This is a genomic window from Neobacillus sp. FW104-15D2, from assembly GCF_058790155.1.
This window is the reverse complement of the sequence record NZ_JBYTCJ010000001.1, coordinates 185,774-206,359: the sequence shown is the minus strand read 5'-3', so window position 1 is coordinate 206,359 and position 20,586 is coordinate 185,774. Positions and strand designations below refer to the sequence as shown.

At 40.9% G+C, this 20,586-nt stretch carries 21 protein-coding genes; all 21 read right to left on the bottom strand.

Going from position 1 to position 20,586, the window contains the following annotated elements:
- Nucleotides 1-40 precede the first annotated feature (40 nt).
- Nucleotides 41-820: a GTP-sensing pleiotropic transcriptional regulator CodY gene (codY, locus tag AC3WR0_RS01050; protein WP_492550598.1), complete on the bottom strand. Its 780-nt coding sequence runs from the start codon at nucleotides 818-820 to the stop codon at nucleotides 41-43.
- Nucleotides 821-1,015: 195 nt separating this feature from the next.
- Nucleotides 1,016-2,419 carry an ATP-dependent protease ATPase subunit HslU gene (gene hslU, locus AC3WR0_RS01045; RefSeq protein WP_027323380.1) on the bottom strand — a complete coding sequence of 468 codons (1,404 nt, stop codon included), beginning with the start codon at nucleotides 2,417-2,419 and terminating at the stop codon, nucleotides 1,016-1,018.
- 21 nt (nucleotides 2,420-2,440) lie between these two features.
- Nucleotides 2,441-2,983, bottom strand: coding sequence for an ATP-dependent protease subunit HslV (hslV, locus tag AC3WR0_RS01040; RefSeq protein ID WP_027323379.1), 543 nt, complete (start codon nucleotides 2,981-2,983; stop codon nucleotides 2,441-2,443).
- Between the two features lie 92 nt (nucleotides 2,984-3,075).
- Nucleotides 3,076-3,975, bottom strand: coding sequence for a tyrosine recombinase XerC (gene xerC, locus AC3WR0_RS01035; RefSeq protein ID WP_492550597.1), 900 nt, complete (start codon nucleotides 3,973-3,975; stop codon nucleotides 3,076-3,078).
- A 63-nt stretch (nucleotides 3,976-4,038) separates the two neighbouring features.
- A complete protein-coding gene (gene trmFO / locus AC3WR0_RS01030; protein WP_492550596.1) occupies nucleotides 4,039-5,346 on the bottom strand; it encodes an FADH(2)-oxidizing methylenetetrahydrofolate--tRNA-(uracil(54)-C(5))-methyltransferase TrmFO in 1,308 nt (435 codons plus the stop codon).
- Nucleotides 5,347-5,593: 247 nt separating this feature from the next.
- Nucleotides 5,594-7,669, bottom strand: coding sequence for a type I DNA topoisomerase (gene topA / locus AC3WR0_RS01025; protein WP_492550595.1), 2,076 nt, complete (start codon nucleotides 7,667-7,669; stop codon nucleotides 5,594-5,596).
- Nucleotides 7,670-8,210: 541 nt separating this feature from the next.
- Nucleotides 8,211-9,089 carry a DNA-processing protein DprA gene (dprA, locus tag AC3WR0_RS01020; RefSeq protein ID WP_492550594.1) on the bottom strand — a complete coding sequence of 293 codons (879 nt, stop codon included), beginning with the start codon at nucleotides 9,087-9,089 and terminating at the stop codon, nucleotides 8,211-8,213.
- A 79-nt stretch (nucleotides 9,090-9,168) separates the two neighbouring features.
- Nucleotides 9,169-10,071, bottom strand: a complete 903-nt coding sequence (sucD, locus tag AC3WR0_RS01015; RefSeq protein WP_492550593.1) for a succinate--CoA ligase subunit alpha — start codon at nucleotides 10,069-10,071, stop codon at nucleotides 9,169-9,171.
- 20 nt (nucleotides 10,072-10,091) lie between these two features.
- Nucleotides 10,092-11,252: an ADP-forming succinate--CoA ligase subunit beta gene (sucC, locus tag AC3WR0_RS01010; RefSeq protein ID WP_492550592.1), complete on the bottom strand. Its 1,161-nt coding sequence runs from the start codon at nucleotides 11,250-11,252 to the stop codon at nucleotides 10,092-10,094.
- A 543-nt stretch (nucleotides 11,253-11,795) separates the two neighbouring features.
- Nucleotides 11,796-12,083 carry an EscU/YscU/HrcU family type III secretion system export apparatus switch protein gene (locus tag AC3WR0_RS01005; protein WP_027323372.1) on the bottom strand — a complete coding sequence of 96 codons (288 nt, stop codon included), beginning with the start codon at nucleotides 12,081-12,083 and terminating at the stop codon, nucleotides 11,796-11,798.
- A complete protein-coding gene (locus tag AC3WR0_RS01000) occupies nucleotides 12,080-13,822 on the bottom strand; it encodes a TP0910 N-terminal domain-containing protein (RefSeq protein WP_492550591.1) in 1,743 nt (580 codons plus the stop codon). The genes AC3WR0_RS01005 and AC3WR0_RS01000 overlap by 4 nt, the downstream gene beginning before the upstream one ends.
- An 11-nt stretch (nucleotides 13,823-13,833) precedes the next feature.
- Nucleotides 13,834-14,610 (bottom strand): ribonuclease HII, encoded by a 777-nt coding sequence (rnhB, locus tag AC3WR0_RS00995; protein WP_492550590.1) that lies wholly within the window; start codon nucleotides 14,608-14,610, stop codon nucleotides 13,834-13,836.
- A gap of 124 nt (nucleotides 14,611-14,734) precedes the next feature.
- Complete coding sequence (gene ylqF / locus AC3WR0_RS00990) at nucleotides 14,735-15,616, bottom strand: ribosome biogenesis GTPase YlqF (RefSeq protein WP_492550589.1); 882 nt, start codon at nucleotides 15,614-15,616, stop codon at nucleotides 14,735-14,737.
- 18 nt (nucleotides 15,617-15,634) lie between these two features.
- Nucleotides 15,635-16,192 carry a signal peptidase I gene (gene lepB / locus AC3WR0_RS00985; protein ID WP_492550588.1) on the bottom strand — a complete coding sequence of 186 codons (558 nt, stop codon included), beginning with the start codon at nucleotides 16,190-16,192 and terminating at the stop codon, nucleotides 15,635-15,637.
- Between the two features lie 191 nt (nucleotides 16,193-16,383).
- Entirely contained in the window at nucleotides 16,384-16,731 is a 348-nt protein-coding gene (rplS, locus tag AC3WR0_RS00980; RefSeq protein WP_027323367.1) for a 50S ribosomal protein L19, read from the bottom strand.
- Between the two features lie 134 nt (nucleotides 16,732-16,865).
- Complete coding sequence (gene trmD, locus AC3WR0_RS00975) at nucleotides 16,866-17,606, bottom strand: tRNA (guanosine(37)-N1)-methyltransferase TrmD (RefSeq protein WP_027323366.1); 741 nt, start codon at nucleotides 17,604-17,606, stop codon at nucleotides 16,866-16,868.
- On the bottom strand, nucleotides 17,603-18,121 hold the full coding sequence (gene rimM, locus AC3WR0_RS00970) for a ribosome maturation factor RimM (protein ID WP_027323365.1): 519 nt from the start codon (nucleotides 18,119-18,121) through the stop codon (nucleotides 17,603-17,605). The genes trmD and rimM overlap by 4 nt, the downstream gene beginning before the upstream one ends.
- A gap of 11 nt (nucleotides 18,122-18,132) precedes the next feature.
- On the bottom strand, nucleotides 18,133-18,519 hold the full coding sequence (locus AC3WR0_RS00965; RefSeq protein WP_492550587.1) for a YlqD family protein: 387 nt from the start codon (nucleotides 18,517-18,519) through the stop codon (nucleotides 18,133-18,135).
- A gap of 117 nt (nucleotides 18,520-18,636) precedes the next feature.
- Nucleotides 18,637-18,870: a KH domain-containing protein gene (locus AC3WR0_RS00960; RefSeq protein ID WP_027323363.1), complete on the bottom strand. Its 234-nt coding sequence runs from the start codon at nucleotides 18,868-18,870 to the stop codon at nucleotides 18,637-18,639.
- 11 nt (nucleotides 18,871-18,881) lie between these two features.
- Nucleotides 18,882-19,154, bottom strand: a complete 273-nt coding sequence (rpsP, locus tag AC3WR0_RS00955) for a 30S ribosomal protein S16 (RefSeq protein WP_492550586.1) — start codon at nucleotides 19,152-19,154, stop codon at nucleotides 18,882-18,884.
- Nucleotides 19,155-19,334: 180 nt separating this feature from the next.
- A partial coding sequence (ffh, locus tag AC3WR0_RS00950) for a signal recognition particle protein (protein WP_492550585.1) occupies nucleotides 19,335-20,586 on the bottom strand: 1,252 nt, incomplete at its 5' end.

Here is a 20,586-nt window from a genome sequence, read left to right as displayed (position 1 = left end):
GCCATTCGTCGCAAAACGGGTGCTTTCGCTTTTCTTATAATCAGCTAGTTCTTAATTTGTCTAGTTCAACAAGGAATTTGTCATTTAATACCTTGATATAAGTACCTTTCATTCCTAAGGAACGGGATTCGATTACGCCTGCGCTTTCAAGCTTTCTTAGAGCGTTAACGATAACTGAGCGAGTAATCCCAACACGATCAGCAATTTTAGATGCTACTAAAAGACCTTCATGTCCATCAAGTTCTTCAAAGATATGTTCAATTGCTTCGAGTTCACTGTAAGAAAGAGAACTGATTGCCATTTGGACAACTGCTTTGCTTCTAGCTTCAACTTCAATTTCTTCCGCTTTTTCACGTAATATCTCCATACCAACTACTGTAGCACCATATTCACCAAGAATAAGGTCGTCATCATGGAACTTTTCCTGAAGACGCGCAAGAATAAGAGTACCCAATCTTTCTCCTCCGCCAATAATCGGAACAATCGTTGTCAAGCCGTCCTGAAACAATTCCTTGTTTTCAATTGGAAATGCTGTATACTGGCTCTCGATATCAAGATTTGAAGAAGTCTCCTGAACGTTGAAAAGGCTGTTTGTATACTCTTCCGGGAATTGACGATCTTCAAGCATTTTTTTCATACGCTCATTTTCAATCTGCTGATTGATGGCAAAGCCCAATAGCTTACCACGACGGCTGACTACAAATACATTCGATTCAATAACCTCGCTAAGAGTTTCAGACATTTCTTTGAAGTTTACGGGTTTGCCAGCTGCCTTTTGCAGCAATGCATTAATCTTTCTAGTTTTTGTTAATAAATCCATTAATTCTTCCTCCTAAAAACTGTAAACATTATATTGTTTTTATATTTATTAAATACGGTCAAATCTTTAGAAAACCGACAATTTTTTTACTATCTCATTTGTACAGTTTTCCTTGTTTCACCAGAAATACCACTAAAACTTGCCTACTAATTCTTTTCACTAATACCCTCTCAAGACGGCCATAAACCGGCATTTTTAAAGGATAAATTGACTCAAATCCTTATTTCGGGAAATATTGCCCAGCTTTTCCTCTACGTATTGCGGAGTAATCGATACCTTTTCCATATTAATATCAGGAGCTTCAAATGAAAGATCTTCCAGAAGTTTCTCCATAATAGTGTGAAGGCGTCTTGCTCCAATATTATCTGTATTCTGGTTAACTTCGAATGCCACTTCAGCGATCTTACGAATAGCATCGTCAGAAAATTCAATTTGTATACCCTCTGTTTCCAATAATGCTTGATATTGCTTAATCATTGCATTATCCGGCTCAACCAGAATCCTGAAGAAGTCATCGACTGTTAATTTAGTAAGTTCCACCCTGATCGGGAAACGTCCTTGCAGTTCAGGTATAAGGTCTGATGGTTTAGCCATATGAAAGGCGCCCGCAGCTATAAAGAGAACGTGATCCGTTTTAACTGACCCATATTTTGTAACCACTGTTGACCCTTCAACAATAGGCAGGATATCTCGCTGCACACCTTCACGCGATACATCAGCAGACGAACCACCGGAGTTTTTGCTGGCAATTTTATCTATCTCATCAATAAAGATAATACCTGCCTGCTCGGCGCGGAAAACAGCTTCCTGTGTAACTTCATCCATATCAATCAGCCTTTGGGCCTCTTCATTGGTCAAAACTTTCCGAGCTTCTCTGACAGTCAGTTTTCTTTTTTTATGCTTTTTAGGCATTAAGTTTCCTAATACATCCTGCATATTCATTCCCATTTGTTCCATGCCGGATCCCTGGAGCATATCGAACATTGATGGTGCCTGCTCTTCGACGTCAACAGTGACAAGTTCGTCTTCCAGCTGCCCAAGTGCAAGTTTTTCTTTTACTACTTTTTGTTTTTCATAATCGGCAAAGTCCTCTTGCCTTGATGTTTCCTGCTCAGCCTGCTGGCCTCCGCCAAAAAGCATTTCAAGAGGATTTTTGTAATTAGAAGTTTTTTTAGCTGTTGGAACGAGAAGCTCAACGAGGCGCCGGTTAGCGTTTTCTTCTGCTCTTTCCTTAACGCTTAACATTTTTTCTTCCTTTACAAGCCTTACAGATGTTTCAACGAGGTCACGAACCATTGATTCAACATCTCTGCCCACATAGCCGACTTCTGTAAATTTGGTTGCCTCAACCTTAATAAAAGGAGCCCCTACCAATTTAGCCATTCTTCTAGCTATTTCGGTTTTTCCTACACCAGTTGGCCCAATCATCAGGATATTCTTCGGGATGATTTCGTCTCTCAATTTTTCATTTAACAATCCACGGCGGTAACGATTTCTCAAGGCGACAGCTACTGCTTTTTTTGCATCCTTTTGCCCGATTATATATTGATCAAGCCTCTCAACAATCTGGCGGGGAGTCAAATTAGATGTTTTTACCATAAAAGCATTTCTCCTTCCCGATTAGAGCTCTTCTACAATAATATTGTTGTTGGTGTAAACACATATTTCCGCAGCTACCTCAAGGGCAGCCTTTGCAATGTCTTTTGCAGTCATATGTTCCCCTGCATAACGTTTTAAAGAACGTCCGGCTGATAATGCATAATTGCCGCCTGAGCCAATGGCCAATATTCCGTCATCTGGCTCGATCACTTCACCTGTTCCTGAAACAAGCAGCAAATTTTCACGATCCATAACAATCAGCATTGCCTCAAGTTTGCGAAGCACTTTGTCACTTCTCCACTCTTTAGCCAATTCTACTGATGCTCTCTGCAAGTTGCCATTATACTCCATTAATTTGCTTTCGAACATCTCAAATAAAGTAAAGGCATCTGCAACAGAGCCAGCAAATCCAGCTAATACTCTTCCATTAAAAATCTTTCTAACTTTTCTTGCTGTGTGTTTCATCACTACTGCATTCCCAAAAGTAACCTGACCGTCGCCCGACATGGCACATTCACCATTGTGATGTACGGCAAATATAGTGGTTGCGTGAAATTCTGACATAGGAAATTATTCCCCTTTCAGGAAGTGTATACTCCGACTCGTCTGCCGGAAAAACCCTCTATACTCTAATAAATATCTCCCCATTACTCTTTTTAAGCCCTGGGATGATGGGACATATAGGTTTTTCTCAAATGTTCATTTGTCACATGGGTATATATTTGGGTTGATGACAGGAATGCATGACCAAGCAATTCCTGAACGCTTCTTAAATCTGCCCCGTTATTCAGCAAATGCGTCGCAAAGGTATGCCGAAGCATATGAGGATGCATTTTCCCATTTAATGCTGAATGATCAATAATTGAATTCAATATCTTCCTGATGCCTCTATCAGTAAGAGGACCTCCTCTATGGTTCAGGAACAGTGTATCATTAGCCTCTTTGCCATTAAGAAGCTTTTGTCTGCCATCGTTTATGTATCGTTCGAGGGAGTCTTCTGCAAAGCTGCCAAAGGGAACATATCTTTCCTTATTCCCTTTTCCATGAACAAGTACTGTTGAAAGATAAAAATCCAAATCCCTTAAGCGAATCTGGCAGCATTCACTCACACGAATTCCTGTTGCGTATAATATCTCGAGAAGGGCTTTGTTCCTCTGGCCCAAGGGTGTCTCTGCTTCACAGCTTTGAAATAGCAGCTGAAGTTCATCTTCATAGAAAAACTCAGGGAGTCTTTTCTCGGCTTTGGGGATATTAACAAGTGCAAAAGGATTTTCATCTGTTTCCTTTTCCCTTACCATAAACTTATAAAAACTCCGCAAACTCGAAATTTTTCGAGCAACGGTTTTCCTTGCAAGCTTACGCTCGTAAAGAACGGTTAGGTATAGACGGGCATCAGAATATTGGACCTTATTAAGGCTTTCAATTGCTTGTTCAGACATGAACATAAGAAAATCACTAATATCATGTTGATAATGCTCAATTGTATATTGTGAGTAGTTTTTTTCAATTTGTAAATACTCGAGAAATAACTTTAAAGAAATGTTCACATTTATCAAGCCTTTCTCAGCTCACAAGGGCTAATAAAGCTTAACACACTTTTTTAGCCCTTGCAATAAACTTTACAAAACTTTCACAAAGTTCTGAATTGTTTCTAACGCCCTGTTTGCGTGCTGTAAATTTCGCTCTTGCTTACCTTTTATTTTTACTGGAAGTTCAGGAAAAAGCCCAAAGTTGGCGTTCATCGGCTGAAAGTTTTTTGGATTAGCAGTAGTAATATATCTAGCCATGCTGCCAATTGCTGTCTCGTGCGGGAATTCAACAGTTTCTTCTCCCTTTACCAAACGAGCCGCATTAATACCGGCAATTAATCCGCTTGCTGCTGATTCTACATATCCTTCAACGCCTGTCATCTGTCCAGCGAAAAATAAATCTTCCCGGTTTTGGAATTGGTAAGTTGCCTTGAGAACCTTTGGCGAAGAAATAAACGTATTTCGATGCATAACTCCGTATCGGATGATTTCTGCATTTTCAAGGCCAGGGATCAGCTGTAAAACCTCTTTTTGAGCTCCCCATTTTAAGTGTGTCTGAAATCCAACAATATTAAACAGTGTGCCTGCTGCATCATCCTGCCGAAGCTGAATAACAGCAAAAGGACGTTTTCCTGTCCGCGGATCCTCTAAGCCCACTGGCTTCAAAGGACCAAATAGCATCGTTTTCTTTCCTCTTGAAGCCATAACTTCAATTGGCATACAGCCTTCAAAATATATTTCTTTCTCAAACTCTTTTACGGGAACAGTTTCTGCACTAATTAGCGCTTCATAGAAACGGTTAAATTCTTCTTCTGTCATTGGACAATTTAGGTAGGCTGCTTCCCCTTTATCGTACCGGGATTTTAAATAAACTTTGTCCATATCGATGCTTTCTTTTTCAAGAATTGGAGCTGCAGCATCATAAAAGTATAAATAATCCTCACCGGTAAGCTCCTTTAACTTTTCTGAAAGTGCCGGGCTGGTTAAAGGACCTGTTGCAATTACAGTCGGGCCGTCAGGAATTTCAGTAACTTCTTCATTCATTACTGTTACATTTTCATGATTTTTTACCATTTCAGTGACTCTTGCAGCGAACTCGTGGCGGTCTACCGCAAGTGCACCGCCTGCTGGAACTGAACATGCGTCCGCAGATGAAATAATAACCGAATCCAGGAGTCTCATTTCTTCCTTTAAAACTCCTACTGCATTTGTAAGAGTATTAGCTCTAAGAGAGTTACTGCAAACAAGCTCCGCAAATTTATCAGTATGGTGGGCCGGAGTTTGTTTTACTGGGCGCATTTCATAAAGTCGGACCTTAATTCCCCTTTTTGCTATTTGCCACGCTGCTTCACTGCCCGCAAGTCCCGCACCAATTACATTAACTATCTGTTCATTCATATCTTTTCCTCCTGCTATCGCCTAATGGATATGTATAGTCAACTTCATAAATTTTTTACAAATAGTATTTATTCCTCATTCTCATCCATTCTGCATTTTACAATACGTTTATAAAAGAAAAAAGTTTCATGCCTACAAGAAAAGCTGAAGCACCTCGAACAGGGGCGACAAGAAGCCTTTTATTTAATGGATGGCTAGATTGCCTACGTTATAAGAAACATGAAAAGAGTGAGCTTTGAGCTCACCCTTAACTTTGCTGCTCTTCTTTGTAATCACATTCCGTACATTGGACCTGGACGCCTTTTTTCAATTTCTTTTCAACAAGGAGTCCTTCACATTTAGGACAGCTTCTTGGAAGCGGTTTGTCCCAGGAAAGAAAATCACATTCAGGGAAACGGTCACAGCCGTAAAAGATACGCTTTTTCTTGCTTTTTCTCTCAATAATATGCCCCTCTTTACATTTAGGGCAAGTAACACCAATCTCTTTTACAATAGCCTTTGTATTCCGGCAATCCGGGAAATTGCTGCAAGCCATGAACTTACCAAAACGGCCCATTTTAAATACCATCGGGCTGCCGCATTGGTCGCAGTCTTCTCCAGCAGGTTCATCCTTTATTTCGACTTCCTGCATTTCTTTTTCGGCCACTTTAAGGTGTTTTTCAAAATCCTGATAGAAATGATCAATAATTTTTACCCATTCCACTTTACCTGCTTCAACATCATCAAGATCCTGTTCCATTTTGGCAGTAAACTCGACATCAAGAATATCAGGGAAAAACTCAAGAGTCAATTCATGAACGATAGCACCGAGCTCGGTTGGAATAAAGCGTTTATTATCAAGGGCAACATATCCCCTTTTTTGAATCGTATCCAGTGTTGGTGCATAAGTGGATGGACGGCCTATTCCAAGTTCTTCAAGCATTTTAACCAGTCTTGCTTCTGTATAGCGTGGAGGCGGCTGAGTGTAGTGCTGTTTGGGATCAAGATCCTTGTTAATCACTTCATCCCCTTCCTTTAAATCAGGAAGCATTTTATCGCTTTCCTCAACTTGATCATCCGAACCTTCCACGTATAGCTTGGTAAAACCAGGGAATTTAATTTTTGATCCATTAGCACGGAAAATTACCGGACCGTTTTGCAAATCGACGCTCATCGTATCGATCACCGCAGGTGCCATCTGGCTTGCAAGAAAACGCTCCCAGATTAATTTATATAAACGAAGCTGATCCCTTGAAAGGAATTCTTTTATACTGTTCGGATCCCGGAAAGTGCTGGTTGGCCGGATCGCTTCATGAGCATCCTGCGCATTTGTTTGCTTCTTTTCCTTACGCTGTTCTTCTTTTAGGTATGATTCGCCATATTGGCTCTTAATGTAGCTCGAAGCTTCGTTTTGTGCAATCTCAGAGAGCCTTGTGGAATCGGTACGCATATAGGTGATTAAACCAACCGTTCCTTCTTTTCCAAGGTCAATACCCTCATATAATTGCTGAGCAAGCATCATCGTCTTCCTTGCACGGAAGTTCAGCTTTCTTGCTGCTTCCTGCTGAAGAGATGAGGTTATAAACGGTGGAGAAGGGTTTCTTTTCCGTTCCTTCTTTGAAACAGAGATCACTTTAAATTTGTTGCCATCTATTTTTGACAGAGCGTCCTTTACATCCTGTTCTGAGGAAAGTGCGGTTTTTTTCCCGCTTATTCCATAGAATGAAGCATCAAACGGTTCTTTTCCCTTAATAAAGCTTCCCTTGATGGTCCAGTACTCTTCAGGTTCAAAGTCCTTTATTTCTTTTTCCCGATCAATTATAAGCCTTACAGCAACAGACTGAACGCGTCCTGCACTGAGTCCCTTTTTTACTTTTTTCCATAAAAGCGGACTGATATTGTAACCTACAAGGCGGTCAAGAATTCTTCGGGCCTGCTGTGCATCCACCAAATCCATATTAATCGGGCGGGGATGTTTAAAGGACTCCTTAATAGCATCTTTGGTGATTTCGTTAAAAACAACCCGGCAATCTGAGGTAATATCAACATCAAGGCTATGGGCCAGATGCCATGCGATTGCTTCCCCTTCGCGGTCGGGGTCAGCTGCGAGATAGATTTTTTTGGCTTTCTTTGCCGCTGTTTTTAATTCTTTTAAAACCGGACCTTTTCCCCGAATCGTAATATATTTAGGTTCGAAATCATTCTCTGTGTCGACACCCATTTGGCTTCTTGGTAAATCCCGAACATGGCCCATGGATGCTTTTACTTTATATTTTTTTCCAAGATACCGTTCGATCGTTTTCGCCTTTGCAGGTGATTCCACGATCACTAGAAAATCTGTCATCCAATCAATCTCCTTATAAGGGATCTATCGTTTAGTACGTCCCCAGCCGTATTCCCGGCTTCTTTTTATTCATTTTTTCTCAGTTCAGCAATTAGCCTGAATGGAAGGAAAAATGAAGCATATTTATCTTTTTCTGTTATATGAAAACCTGCTGTTCAGTTCTTTGTGATGTAATATCAGTTAAATAACCTTAATCCAATTTCAATGGAAATATTCATATTATTAATGAAATGAATTGTTTCTGTCAAATCTTCCTTCTTGTAGGGGGAAGAAATAAGCTCAAGAGACAGACCAAAATCATTTCGGATATCTGTTGCAAAATGTATAACAGTTTAGAGATAATTTCAACCTTTTTCTAAAAATATCCCCTAAATTTAATAAATAATCTCTAAAAAGTTGGCACTTTTTATGCCAAATTAGGTTTGTTACCTTTGCATTTTTAAAAATACTTTGTTGTAAAATATGCCTTTTGATCTCCATTGCTGGCTTTCGCTTTCCCCGGGCTCCCTAACTAGCTTTTCCTTAAGAGTATATAACTTACTTAAAAAATGATTTCCTCTAGGATATCCTCTGCTGAAGCTACCAGCTTTGCCCCCTGCTGAATGAGGTCATTTGTACCGCTGGAAAAAGGGTTAAAGATACTCCCAGGGAGAGAAAAAACTTCTCTTCCCTCATTAACCGCATAGTTTGCAGTGATAAGAGAACCGCTTTTACGTTTTGCTTCTATTATTAATGTTCCTTTAGACATCCCGCTTATAATCCTATTCCGAGCAGGAAAATGCCAGCGCATGGGTCTGGTATCAGGCGGATATTCCGAAACAATCAGCTGGTTCTTCATCATATCTACTGCTAGATTCATATTTTCCCTTGGATAAATATGATAAAATCCGCCGGCAATTACAGCAATGGTTTTTCCGCCATTCTGGATAGTGCATTCATGGGCAAGAGTATCAATTCCTTTAGCCAAACCACTTACAATTAAAACATTTCTCTCGATTAGCCCCGGAAACATTAGGCGGATAGCATTTTTACCATATTGTGTCGCCTGGCGTGACCCTACAACCGCTAGCTTCGGTTCTAAGGTGAGAAGGGACAAATCCCCTTTGACAAATAAAGCCCATGGTGGCTGAAATATTTCTCTTAACATTGGGGGATATTCTTTATCAAAAACGGTTATGATGTGGATTTGGTTGGTTTTATATTGACGGATTTGCTCGTGTAAAATTTCTGGGGAAAGTGATTTTTGCTGCTGCTGGGTGATAGAGTGGTTTGTGGACTGGGAAGAAGAATAATATTCCTGAGGGAGATAATTTTCAACAGTTAAAAGCTTTGGATCCTTTTTCAATAACCGATCAACCGCATTCCAAGTAATGTCGGGCCAATGAAGCAAATGGATAAGACGCCTTTTAAATTCCTCCATTTTGATCCTCCTTAATAGATTATAACAGGGAATAGCCCTCCTAAAAAAGAGGGCTAAGCCTGTTTACTTAAGCTTGTTTTTAGTGAGTTTTACATTCTTCGTAAAGACCTTGTTCTTTTAGAACTTCGATCAGGGTTTCACCCATTACGGAAGGAGTGTCAGCAACTTTGATTCCGCATTCGTTCATGACACGGATCTTTTCATCTGCAGTTCCTTTACCACCGGAAATAATAGCACCTGCGTGGCCCATACGTTTTCCAGGAGGTGCAGTACGTCCCCCGATGAAGCCTACAACTGGTTTAGTCATATTGGCCATTACCCATTGTGCCGCTTCCTCTTCTGCAGTTCCTCCGATTTCACCAATCATGATAACCGCATAAGTTTCAGGGTCTTCATTGAAGGCCTTTAGAACATCGATAAAGTTTGTTCCATTAACAGGGTCTCCACCGATGCCAACCGCAGTAGTCTGGCCGATTCCAGCCTGTGTAAGCTGGTGTACAGCCTCGTAAGTCAAAGTTCCGGAACGGGAAACAACGCCAACATGTCCTTTTGTATGGATATAGCCAGGCATGATTCCAATTTTGCACTCATCAGCAGTAATAACGCCAGGGCAGTTAGGTCCTACCAGACGAGTTTTCTTGCCTTCCATATAGCGCTTTACTTTAACCATATCCAAAACTGGGATATGTTCAGTAATACAGATTGCAAGATCCAATTCAGCATCAACTGCTTCGATAATAGCATCTGCCGCAAATGGAGCAGGGACATAGATAACAGAAGCATTTGCACCAGTTGCATCCACTGCGTCTTTAACGGTATTGAAAACTGGAACGCCTTCTACTTCAGTGCCTGCTTTACCAGGGGAAGTTCCTCCTACAACCTGGGTGCCGTACTCAAGCATTTGTTTTGTATGAAAACGGGCTGTTCCGCCAGTTATACCTTGAACAATAACCTTTGTATCTTTATTTATAAAAACGCTCACGTTAATTCCCCTTTCTAATCCTACTTCACTAATGAAACGATTTTTTGTGCACCGTCAGCCATGGATTCAGCAGCAATAATGTTAAGTCCAGACTCGGAAAGGATTTTCTTACCCAAGTCAACATTGGTACCTTCCAGACGAACAACAAGAGGAATATCAAGTCCGACTTGTTTAGCTGCTTCAACTACACCGTCAGCAATAACATCACACTTCATGATTCCGCCGAAAATATTTACAAAAATACCTTTTACATTTGGATCAGAAAGGATAATTTTGAATGCTTCAGTAACCTTTTCAGCTGTTGCACCGCCCCCAACATCCAGGAAGTTGGCCGGGTCTCCGCTGTAATGCTTAACGATGTCCATAGTAGCCATTGCAAGTCCTGCTCCGTTAACCATACAGCCGATATTTCCATCCAAAGCAATATAGCTCAGGTCATATTTGGAAGCTTCGATTTCTTTTGGATCTTCTTCTTCAAGATCGCGATACTCAAGCACGTCTTTTTGACGGTAAAGAGCATTGGAATCAAAGTTTAACTTTGCATCCAGTGCCATTACTTTTCCATCTCCTGTTACTACAAGAGGGTTAATCTCAGCAATGGAACAGTCCTTTTCGATATAAGCTGCGTAAAGGCCCATCATGAACTTTACAGCCTGGTTGACTAATTCCTTAGGGATATTGATATTAAACGCAATACGGCGTGCCTGGAAAGGCTGAAGACCGATTACAGGGTCAATCTCTTCTTTGAAAATTTTCTCTGGAGTATTAGCGGCCACTTCTTCAATTTCAGTTCCGCCTTCCTCTGAAGCCATTAGAACGACACGTGAAGTTGCACGGTCTAATACTAGGCCAACATAATATTCTTTTTTAATATCGCAGCCTTCTTCGATCAGCAGGCGCTTTACTTCTTTGCCTTCAGGTCCTGTCTGGTGTGTAACAAGGGTTTTTCCTAAAATTTCACTTGCATATGTACGTACTTCGTCAAGGTTTTTCGCTACCTTTACACCGCCAGCTTTCCCCCGGCCGCCAGCATGGATTTGAGCCTTAACTACACATACTTGCGTACCCAGCTCCTTTGCAGCTTCCACTGCTTCTTCAACCGTGAATGCCACTTTGCCGTTTGGAACAGAAACCCCATATTTTCTGAGGATTTCTTTCCCTTGATACTCATGGATATTCATTTCCCATCCTCCTATACAGATAAGCAATTGCAGCCTGCTAAACTTAAAAATAGCCAACAGGAGCAGTGCACCCATCCATTTTTGATTACACTATTTATCAAATAAAAAGTAGACTGCGCTTTCATTTTATATAATGATAAATACCTTGTCTACCTTTATGCATAAAATATTAAACTTCCCTTAAGATTCTGATATTAATAGCCGCAGGCCCAGCAAGGACTTTACCCTAACTTTATTATTTTTTAGAAAAATATTATTTTTGTAAAACAATATTGTTCCATATCCTAAAAAATCCCACCTTACATCGAATGAACCTCCGAGCCTCCCTGTTTATCCCTCACCGTGGGGTCTTTGCTGACTCGTTTTTCCGCAGGGCATTGAACTAGCAACCTCGAATTATAAGCACCATACGAAGGAATACGAATGCATTTACGAGGAGATCTTCGGAGTTTACTAAATACAGCCGAGTTAAAATCACATAATAATTTAAAACAGCTATTAAATAAAATCATAATAGTTTTACTAATAAAAGCAGGAAGGCCCTTACTGCCTTTTTCCTGCTTCTTTGTCTGTTTTATAAATAAACGCGAAAACTTCTGCTACAGCCTGGTACAATTCTTCAGGAATGCTCTCGTTTATATTAAGCTTGCTTAATATATCAATTAAACTCGGATCTTCCTGAATCGGAACCTTGTTTTCCCTGGCTCTGTCTATAATATTTTCTGCTATTATTCCTTTGCCTTTTGCCAAAACACGGGGGGCCTCTTCCGTGTTTTGGTTATATCCCAATGCTACAGCTTCCTTCCTTCTAGTTTCTCTTTCATTTTTCATATACGGAAATCAACCCCTCCGTAAGATTCGCTTTTATAACTGGATAGGATACCTTTCTGCTTTTCCTTAGCCTGTTCATTTCCGGCATCGAATGATATAGCCGACAGGTGGTATTCCATTTCCTTTAATTTATTTTTGAGCGGTTTTATAAACGGCACCGCAGCTTCTTTAACTGCTTTGTTTTCCGATGAAACCGCTATTCTCATAACCCGGTTTTGTACCTGCATATCAATAGTTGTATTCCCAAGCTTCTCCAAATCCAGATAAAACAAGACCCTGCAGTAATTTGGATCAATTTTGCCGTCATCCTGTTTTCTGCCGCTCCATTGAATGGTAAGATCAGTTGTTTTATTCCAAAATTGGATGGGAAACTGGGTTACATACTGGACCATAGGACTGTTATCGCTTGATAACAGCTGCAAGCCAGTTATCCTCTGGAGAAGCTGCTGAGCAGCTTCATTTTGGCCTGTGGCCTTGTGATCGTTTAAATATTGGATCAGTAATGGTTTAAGGGCGTCGCTTTCCATTTTGGGCTCCTGGCTGCTGCCTAATGTCGCTAAATCCTTCTCATATCCATAACCCAAAAGGGACAAAAGCTGCTTTAAATGCTGTGCTGTTTCTTTCCCTTGGCCCCAATCCGGAACATTGTTCTTTAAAAGAATTTCCGCCAATCCTTTTTCAAATTCTTCGTTGCCGTTTTCTGAGAGTTGCTGAATAAGTACGGCCAATTTCCTTTCGGCTTCTGAAACGGTATTGCTATCTGCACCAAGCATTTTTAGAACCTGCTCGGCACGATTATGTATAACTTCTTTATTACTATTACTACTATCATCGTCTGTTCCAAGCAGTGAATTCAAAAAGCTTTTTATTTCTCCTGGCAATGTCTTAGGGTCTAATAATTCTCCTGTTTCCCCACCTTCAAATTTCCCTAAAAGAAGAGGATCAGTACCTCCCGCATCAGATATTAAAGAATCTATTTTATTTAAGGGTATTTTTTCAGGAACAAAGCCTGTCTTCTGCAACACCTGAAGTGAGACTGAATCCAATTTACCCGAATTTAGCCATTCTCGCAGCAGTGCAGGCAATCCCTCCTTGGCTTTTTCCGTAGCTGAAGGAGAAATAAAGCTTTTTAAGATCTTTTCCAGCTGCCCTTCAGAGTCTTTTCCCGCTGAGGAGTCAAGAGAAGCAAGGGTTTCGCTCATAAGGAGGTGAAGTGGCTTTTCCTCCTTCAGCATATGCAGAGATGATAGAATCTCTCCAGAGGGTGGGATATTCCTAAGGGCCGCCATTTTAATCGTTTCCAATCCATTGCTGCCATCACCTAAATTTTTAAGCCATTCCGATGCAGCTGCCATGAATTCCTTTGTTACAGGAATCTGTTCTTTTACCATGTGACTAATTATCTCTAGATTTTCCTTTGTTGCCGGTAGTCCAAGCTGTATTAGCACACCCGCAAGCGATTTTGCATCTCCACTGCCCATGCCATTTCCTTCAGAGAGGACCTTAAGGTTTAACTTCCCTTCTCCAGCCTGAACCTGAAACCAGTATTTTTCACCTGCAGAAAGCGGAATCTCCAGCTTAGCTATCCATTTTTGGTTTCCAATTTGCACTTCTGCAGTTTGGTTTGGAAAAAGCCTATTAATTTTTCCAAATACAATTTGTCCGGGCTGCAAAGACGTCTTCCCTTGTAAATTCACGCTCTTTTTAAAGGTAGTATGAAAAATACTGGATAAATCCACTGAACTCACTCCTAGTTTTCCTGGAAGAAATCTTTGATAGGGGCGAAGCTTTTTCTGTGATAAGGGGTAATGCCATATGCCTCAATAGCTGCAATATGTTCCCTGGTACCATAGCCCATATTTTGTTCAAACCCATATTCGGGGTACTTCTGGGCCAAATCCTGCATAAAGCGATCTCTGGCTGTCTTGGCTACAATGGAGGCAGCTGCTATTGAAATACTTTTTGCATCCCCCTTAATAATGGATTCGGATGCAAATGGCGTCTCAATTTTCATAGCATCAATTAACAAGAAGTCAGGGCTGGGCTGCAAGGCTGCTGCAGCTGACATCATCGCTTTTTTAGTAGCTTCATAAATATTAATTTGATCGATTTCCTCCGCGGGAATCATTATTACACTGACAGCCACTGCTTCACGGCGGATAATCTCATCATAATCCTCCCTTTTCTTTGAGGAAAGTTTTTTGGAATCATCAATCCCCGGCAAATAAAAATCCTCTGGAAGAATAACTGCTGCTGCACAAACTGGACCCGCAAGAGGGCCACGTCCTGCTTCATCCATACCCGCAATTAATTTGAACCCCTGTTTGCGGTATTTCCTCTCAAAGGCATTCATTTCATAAAATTTTTCTTCAAGAAGTTTCTTTCGTTCCAAATCTTTTTTCCATTTCCCCAAAAGTTTTTGGACTCCCTTACGCTCATCCGCTTCCAACTCCAGAATAAATGGGGCCTTTTCACTCTTAAGTTCAGCCAATATTTTTTCAACCTGGGCTATTGATTTTACATCCAATTCTTTCACCTGCTGTTTGTTTTCTATAGTATGTATCGGTTTATTTTCTAGATAAGTTTAACACTTTGAGACCCTTGTTTGGCCCTGGAAAAAAATGAAAGCCCCCCTTAAGGGGAGCTATTTTCTACTCTTTTGAGTTACCTTCTTCATCTTTGATAAAGTCTGACGGTCTTTCAAAGGATAGCGGTCCAAATTTTTCTGATCTAATTTCTCTAATGACAAGCTCAGCTGTTTTATCATAGTCAACCAGGCCGCCGCCCATTAAGCTTCCTCTAAGTTTGCCAATGTGATCAAAAAGTTCAACTGGATCCTCTGGAACAGTTTCAAATTGGTAGCGTACCTTTAACCGCTCTGGATAATGTTTTTCAAGGAATTTAAGCGCATATAGGGTAAGGTCCTGCAAATTTAAGAGCGCATCCTTAATAGCCCCTGTAACCGCCAGCTTCCGGCCAATTTCCTGATCCTCGAATTTCGGCCATAGAATTCCCGGTGTATCTAGCAATTCCAGTTCTTTGCCTACTTTAATCCATTGCTGGGCCTTCGTTACACCTGGCATGTTTCCTGTTCTTGCAATGTTCTTTTTTGCAAGTCTGTTAATAAGAGTCGATTTTCCTGAATTCGGAATTCCGACAATCATAGCCCTAATTGCTCTTGGATTGACCCCTTTAGCTTTTAACTTATCAAATTTTTCCTTTAAGATATCATGGGAAGCCTGGACAATATCCCTCATCCCAACGCCTGCATGAGCATTGATGGCAATAGCCCTGATTCCTTTCTCAGAAAAAAACGAGATCCACTCTTTTGTAATTTCTTTATCTGCCATATCCGCTTTATTCAATAAAACCAGCCTTGGCTTTCGCTGGATAATTTCATCAATCATTGGATTTCTCGATGAATAGGGAATCCTTGCATCCACTAGTTCAAAGACAATATCGACTAGCTTAAGTTTTTCCGTGACCTCTCTGCGAGCCTTGGCCATATGGCCCGGAAACCATTGGATCGTCAAAGCGTCACCTCCTAAAATCTATTTCACTTTTTCAATGCGTGCATCTGATAAAGGCCAGTAAATAACGCTGGTTTTACCAAGAACTTTACTCAAAGGAACTGTCCCAATATGCCTGCTGTCCTTACTGAATCGGCGATTATCTCCCATAACAAATAATTCACCTTCTGGTACTGTATCTCGGCCGATCTTTTCTTTCAAAGTGAAAGGGTCTGTAAGAGGACCGTCAACAACCGTTTTCTTATATTCGTCCAAATAAGGCTCTTTATAAGCTTTCCCATTTACATATAAAGTATCATTCTTGTATTCAATCTTGTCCCCAGGAAGGCCAATGACCCTCTTTATGTAATCTTTATGTTCAGGAGCATGAAAAACGATGATATCAAACCGTTTAGGCTCTCCAACTTTATAGCTTAATTTATTAACGATCATTCTGTCCTGATCGTGCAATGTAGGCATCATGGAAAGCCCATCCACCACAATTGGAGCGAATAAAAAGTACCTAATTACCGCTGCAAGCACAACCGCAATTACTAGAGCTTTCGTCCATTCCCAAACTTCATTTTTCTTTTTAGTCATTCGTGTTTCCCACCATTCCAGTATAAAAATATTTTCTACACTTTATTTTACATAACTGAAGCATATTAAACACGGGAAGACGTATTTTTTAATTAAACTTTAATAAATTATTCACAAAAAGTCTTCAAAGATACGAAAAAAGAGCCTGCAGAGCAAGCTCTTTTTCCTCAAAGCATAAAATGCTTTTGTTATTATCGGCGGATTTCTTTAATACGAGCTTTTTTACCACGAAGGTTACGCAAGTAGTAAAGTTTCGCACGGCGTACTTTACCATGGCGAATAATTTCAAGCTTAGCGATTTTTGGTGTGTGTACAGGGAATGTACGCTCAACGCCAACACCGTAAGAAACCTTACGAACTGTGAAAGTTTCGCTGATTCCACCACCACGACGCTTGATCACAACACCTTCAAACAACTGAATACGCTCACGAGTACCCTCGATAACTTTTACGTGAACACGTACAGTATCACCAGGACGGAAAGCAGGAAGATCAGTGCGAAGTTGTTCTTTTGTGATTTCATTGATTAATTGTTGCATCGTTTTCAACTCCTCCCAACAGACGCTCTTGCACTTTTTGCCTTTGCAGCGGAACATCGTTTTAAGACCCATATCTGACTAGCAGCTTAAGTCACAAGATGTATCTTACCATAAACAGAATGGCCATGCAATAACTACTCGTAATCTTTTTTGATTTCTTCCAGCCATTTAGTCTGTTCTGGTGTAAGTACCATTTTTTCAAAAAGATCTGGACGCCTTAGCAGGGTTCTGCGGAGAGATTCTTTCACGCGCCATTCTTCTATTAATTTATGGTTTCCGGATAATAGAACGTCCGGAACCTTCATTCCGCGAAAATCAGCGGGACGGGTATAATGCGGATGTTCAAGCATTCCCGTACTGAAAGAATCTTTCATGTGAGATTCTTCATTTCCCAACACTTCGGGCAGGAGGCGCACCACACTGTCTATGACCACCATTGCCCCCAGCTCTCCTCCGGTTAGTACATAATCGCCGATAGAAATTTCATCCGTAATCAGGTGTTCACGAATTCTTTCATCATAGCCCTCATAATGGCCGCAAACAAATAAAAGATGATCTTCTTTTGCCAGTTCTTCCGCTTTTTTCTGGTTAAATTGTTCCCCCTGAGGACACATAAGGATAATCCTTGTTCCAGATTCACCAGAAGCCTCGGTCAAAGAAGCAACAGCGTCAAAGATTGGCTGCGGTTTTAAAACCATCCCTGCACCGCCGCCATAAGGATAATCATCCACTGTATTGTGCTTGTTATCGGCAAAGTCTCGAAAATTGACCACATTATATTCAACTGCGTTCTTTTCTTCCGCTTTTTTGAGAATCGAATGTCCGAATACCCCGCCAAACATCTCGGGAAAAAGTGTCAGGACATCAATTTTCATGACAAAAGCCCTTCTAACGGTTCTATTGTAATTTGTTTTTCCTTAATGTCTACCTTGAGAACCACATCCTCAATATATGGAATAAGAATTTCTTTTCCACCTTTGCCTTTAATCACCCAAACGTCGTTTGCTCCAGGTGTAAGGATTTCAGAAACCTTCCCTAATTCCTCACCTGAAACAGTTGTAACGGTACAGCCGATAATTTCATGAAAATAATACTCATTTTCCTCAAGCTCACCCAGCTGTGAATCAGGAACCTTAAGGATTCCTTCTTTAAATTTTTCTACAAGCCCCATGTTTTCATAGCCTTCAAAGGTTAAAAGGTTAAAATTCTTATGTGGGCGGTGGCTTTTAACGGTCAGCTCGATTGGATCTGAGGATTTAGGCATAAACAGATAAAGCTTATTTCCCAATTTATAACGTTCTTCAGGAAAGTCTGTTCTTGAAATCACCCTTACTTCGCCTCTAATTCCATGAGTATTAACGATTTTTCCTACATTAAACCATTTTTCCATCATTTTCACCTCTAGCGTATATCTTCAACAATGCCATCCCTAATTATAATGGCTTTCCCTGACTCAATTGTATCCCAGGCATCCCCAATATTTACTTCGACAAGGGCCTGTACTTCCTTTTCTTTCAATTCACTTTCTAAGGGTAGCATATGTAATTGACTGATTTGAAACTCAAGAAGTCTTTCTTTTTCTTGTCTGAGATTCATTTCCTTTTCAAAATGTTTTTTTAGGCTCTCGGGTTGAAATTTTTTTGATTTTTCGAGTTTTTTCCATTCAAAACGGAGCTGCTCTATCTCTTTTTTTAGCTGCAGTATACGGGAATGATATTGCTCAAGCAAATTTTGCCGGCTTTTTTCTGTCAGGATTTGTTTCACCACAACGGTCTGCAGTATTTTCATTCCCACTCCTCCAGAATTTTATATTTTTTATACGGATTTTCTATATAAATGATTAGCAAAAAGGGAGGGTGTAAGCCCTCCCTTTTTTCGGAAGCGGCAATCATCTGCCACTCCTTCTTATTCGCCAATCTCTAAAAAGATCTTTTTCTGTTGTGATGAACCAGCTGCGGCATAGACTACTGTACGAATCGCCTTTGCAACGCGCCCCTGCTTTCCAATTACCTTACCCATGTCGCTCTTGTTGACAGAAAGCTGATAGGTTACGCGTTGATCCTCTTCCGTGACATTCACACGGACATCCTCTGGAAAATCAACAAGGGGCTTAACAATCGTTTCAATTAACTGCTTCATTTCAGCAAAAATTACTTGCTAAGTTTAGCATTATGGAATTTTTCCATGATGCCTTGAGTAGAGAACAGGTTACGAACTGTATCAGATGGCTTCGCACCATCTTGAAGCCATTTAAGAACAAGCTCTTCATTAATGTCAAGTGTTGCAGGCTGAGCAACTGGATTGTATGTTCCAACTACTTCAATATAACGTCCGTCACGAGGAGAACGAGAGTCTGCTACAACAATACGATAGAAAGGAGATTTATTTGCTCCCATACGTTTTAAACGAATTTTTACTGCCATTTTAAATAAGCACCTCCGAATATGTTTCACACAAGATAGAATATTACCAGAAAGATAAAAGCTTGTAAAGGGTTTTTTCTTTACATACCTTTTTTTATTGATAAATTGACCTCTGCTGGCCGCGGCAAAATGAACAGAATTCCCTTCACTCCACTGCGCCGGACTAGCAGCAGTTCTAAATTAAAACGGCTTAAACGGCAGCTTGAAGCCACCCTTTTTCTTACCCTTTGCTTGCATCCCAGTCATTTGTTTCATCATTTTCTTCATTTCTTCAAATTGCTTGAGCAATCGGTTAACTTCAGGAACGGTACGTCCGCTCCCTTTGGCAATCCGCCTTTTACGGCTGGAGTTTATAGTTTCTGGCTGAGTTTTTTCTGAGGCAGTCATCGATTGGATGATAGCCTCTACATGGGCAATCTGCTTTTCATCAATTTGCAGATTGTTCAAGCCCTTAATCTTATTAGCACCTGGCATCATTTTCAGCAATTCGTCAAGAGGTCCTAAATTCCGGACCTGCCCCAATTGTTCCAAAAAGTCGTCAAGAGTAAAGGATGCAGTTCGCATTTTTTGCTCGAGTTCTTTTGCCTTTTCCTCGTCAACATTTGCCTGGGCTTTTTCAATCAGCGTGAGCACGTCTCCCATACCAAGAATACGGGAGGCCATCCTCTCCGGATGGAAAGGCTCAATTGCATCCATTTTTTCACCCAAGCCCACAAATTTAATGGGTGTTTGGGTAACTGCCCGGATTGACAGTGCTGCTCCACCACGGGTATCGCCGTCAAGCTTTGTTAGAACTACACCGGTTAGTCCGAGCTGTTCATTGAAGCTTTGCGCTACATTCACAGCATCCTGACCTGTCATCGCATCAACCACAAGGAAGATTTCATCAGGCTTTGTCAATTCTTTAATGTCTTTCAGTTCGTCCATTAAAGCTTCATCAACATGAAGACGTCCGGCGGTATCAATCAGAACATAATCATTATGATCTTCTTTCGCCTTGGCAATGGCCTGGCGGGCAATTTCTACCGGGCTAACCTGATCTCCCAAAGAAAAAACAGGCATATTCAGCTGATTTCCGAGTGTTTCAAGCTGTTTAATCGCAGCCGGACGGTATATATCGGCTGCTGCAAGCAATGGTTTACGGTTATATTTTTTGCGAAGCAGATTAGCAAGCTTCCCTGAGGTTGTTGTTTTACCTGCCCCCTGAAGGCCGACCATCATGATAACAGTAGGCGGACGGTTTGAAACAGCAATTTTGCTTTGTTCCCCGCCCATCAGCTCGGTTAATTCCTCATTAACGATTTTGATTACCTGCTGTCCAGGTGTCAGGCTTTTCAATACCTCATGGCCAACGGCACGCTCACTGACTTTTTTGACAAATTCCTTTACAACCTTGAAGTTAACGTCCGCTTCAAGCAAAGCGAGGCGGACT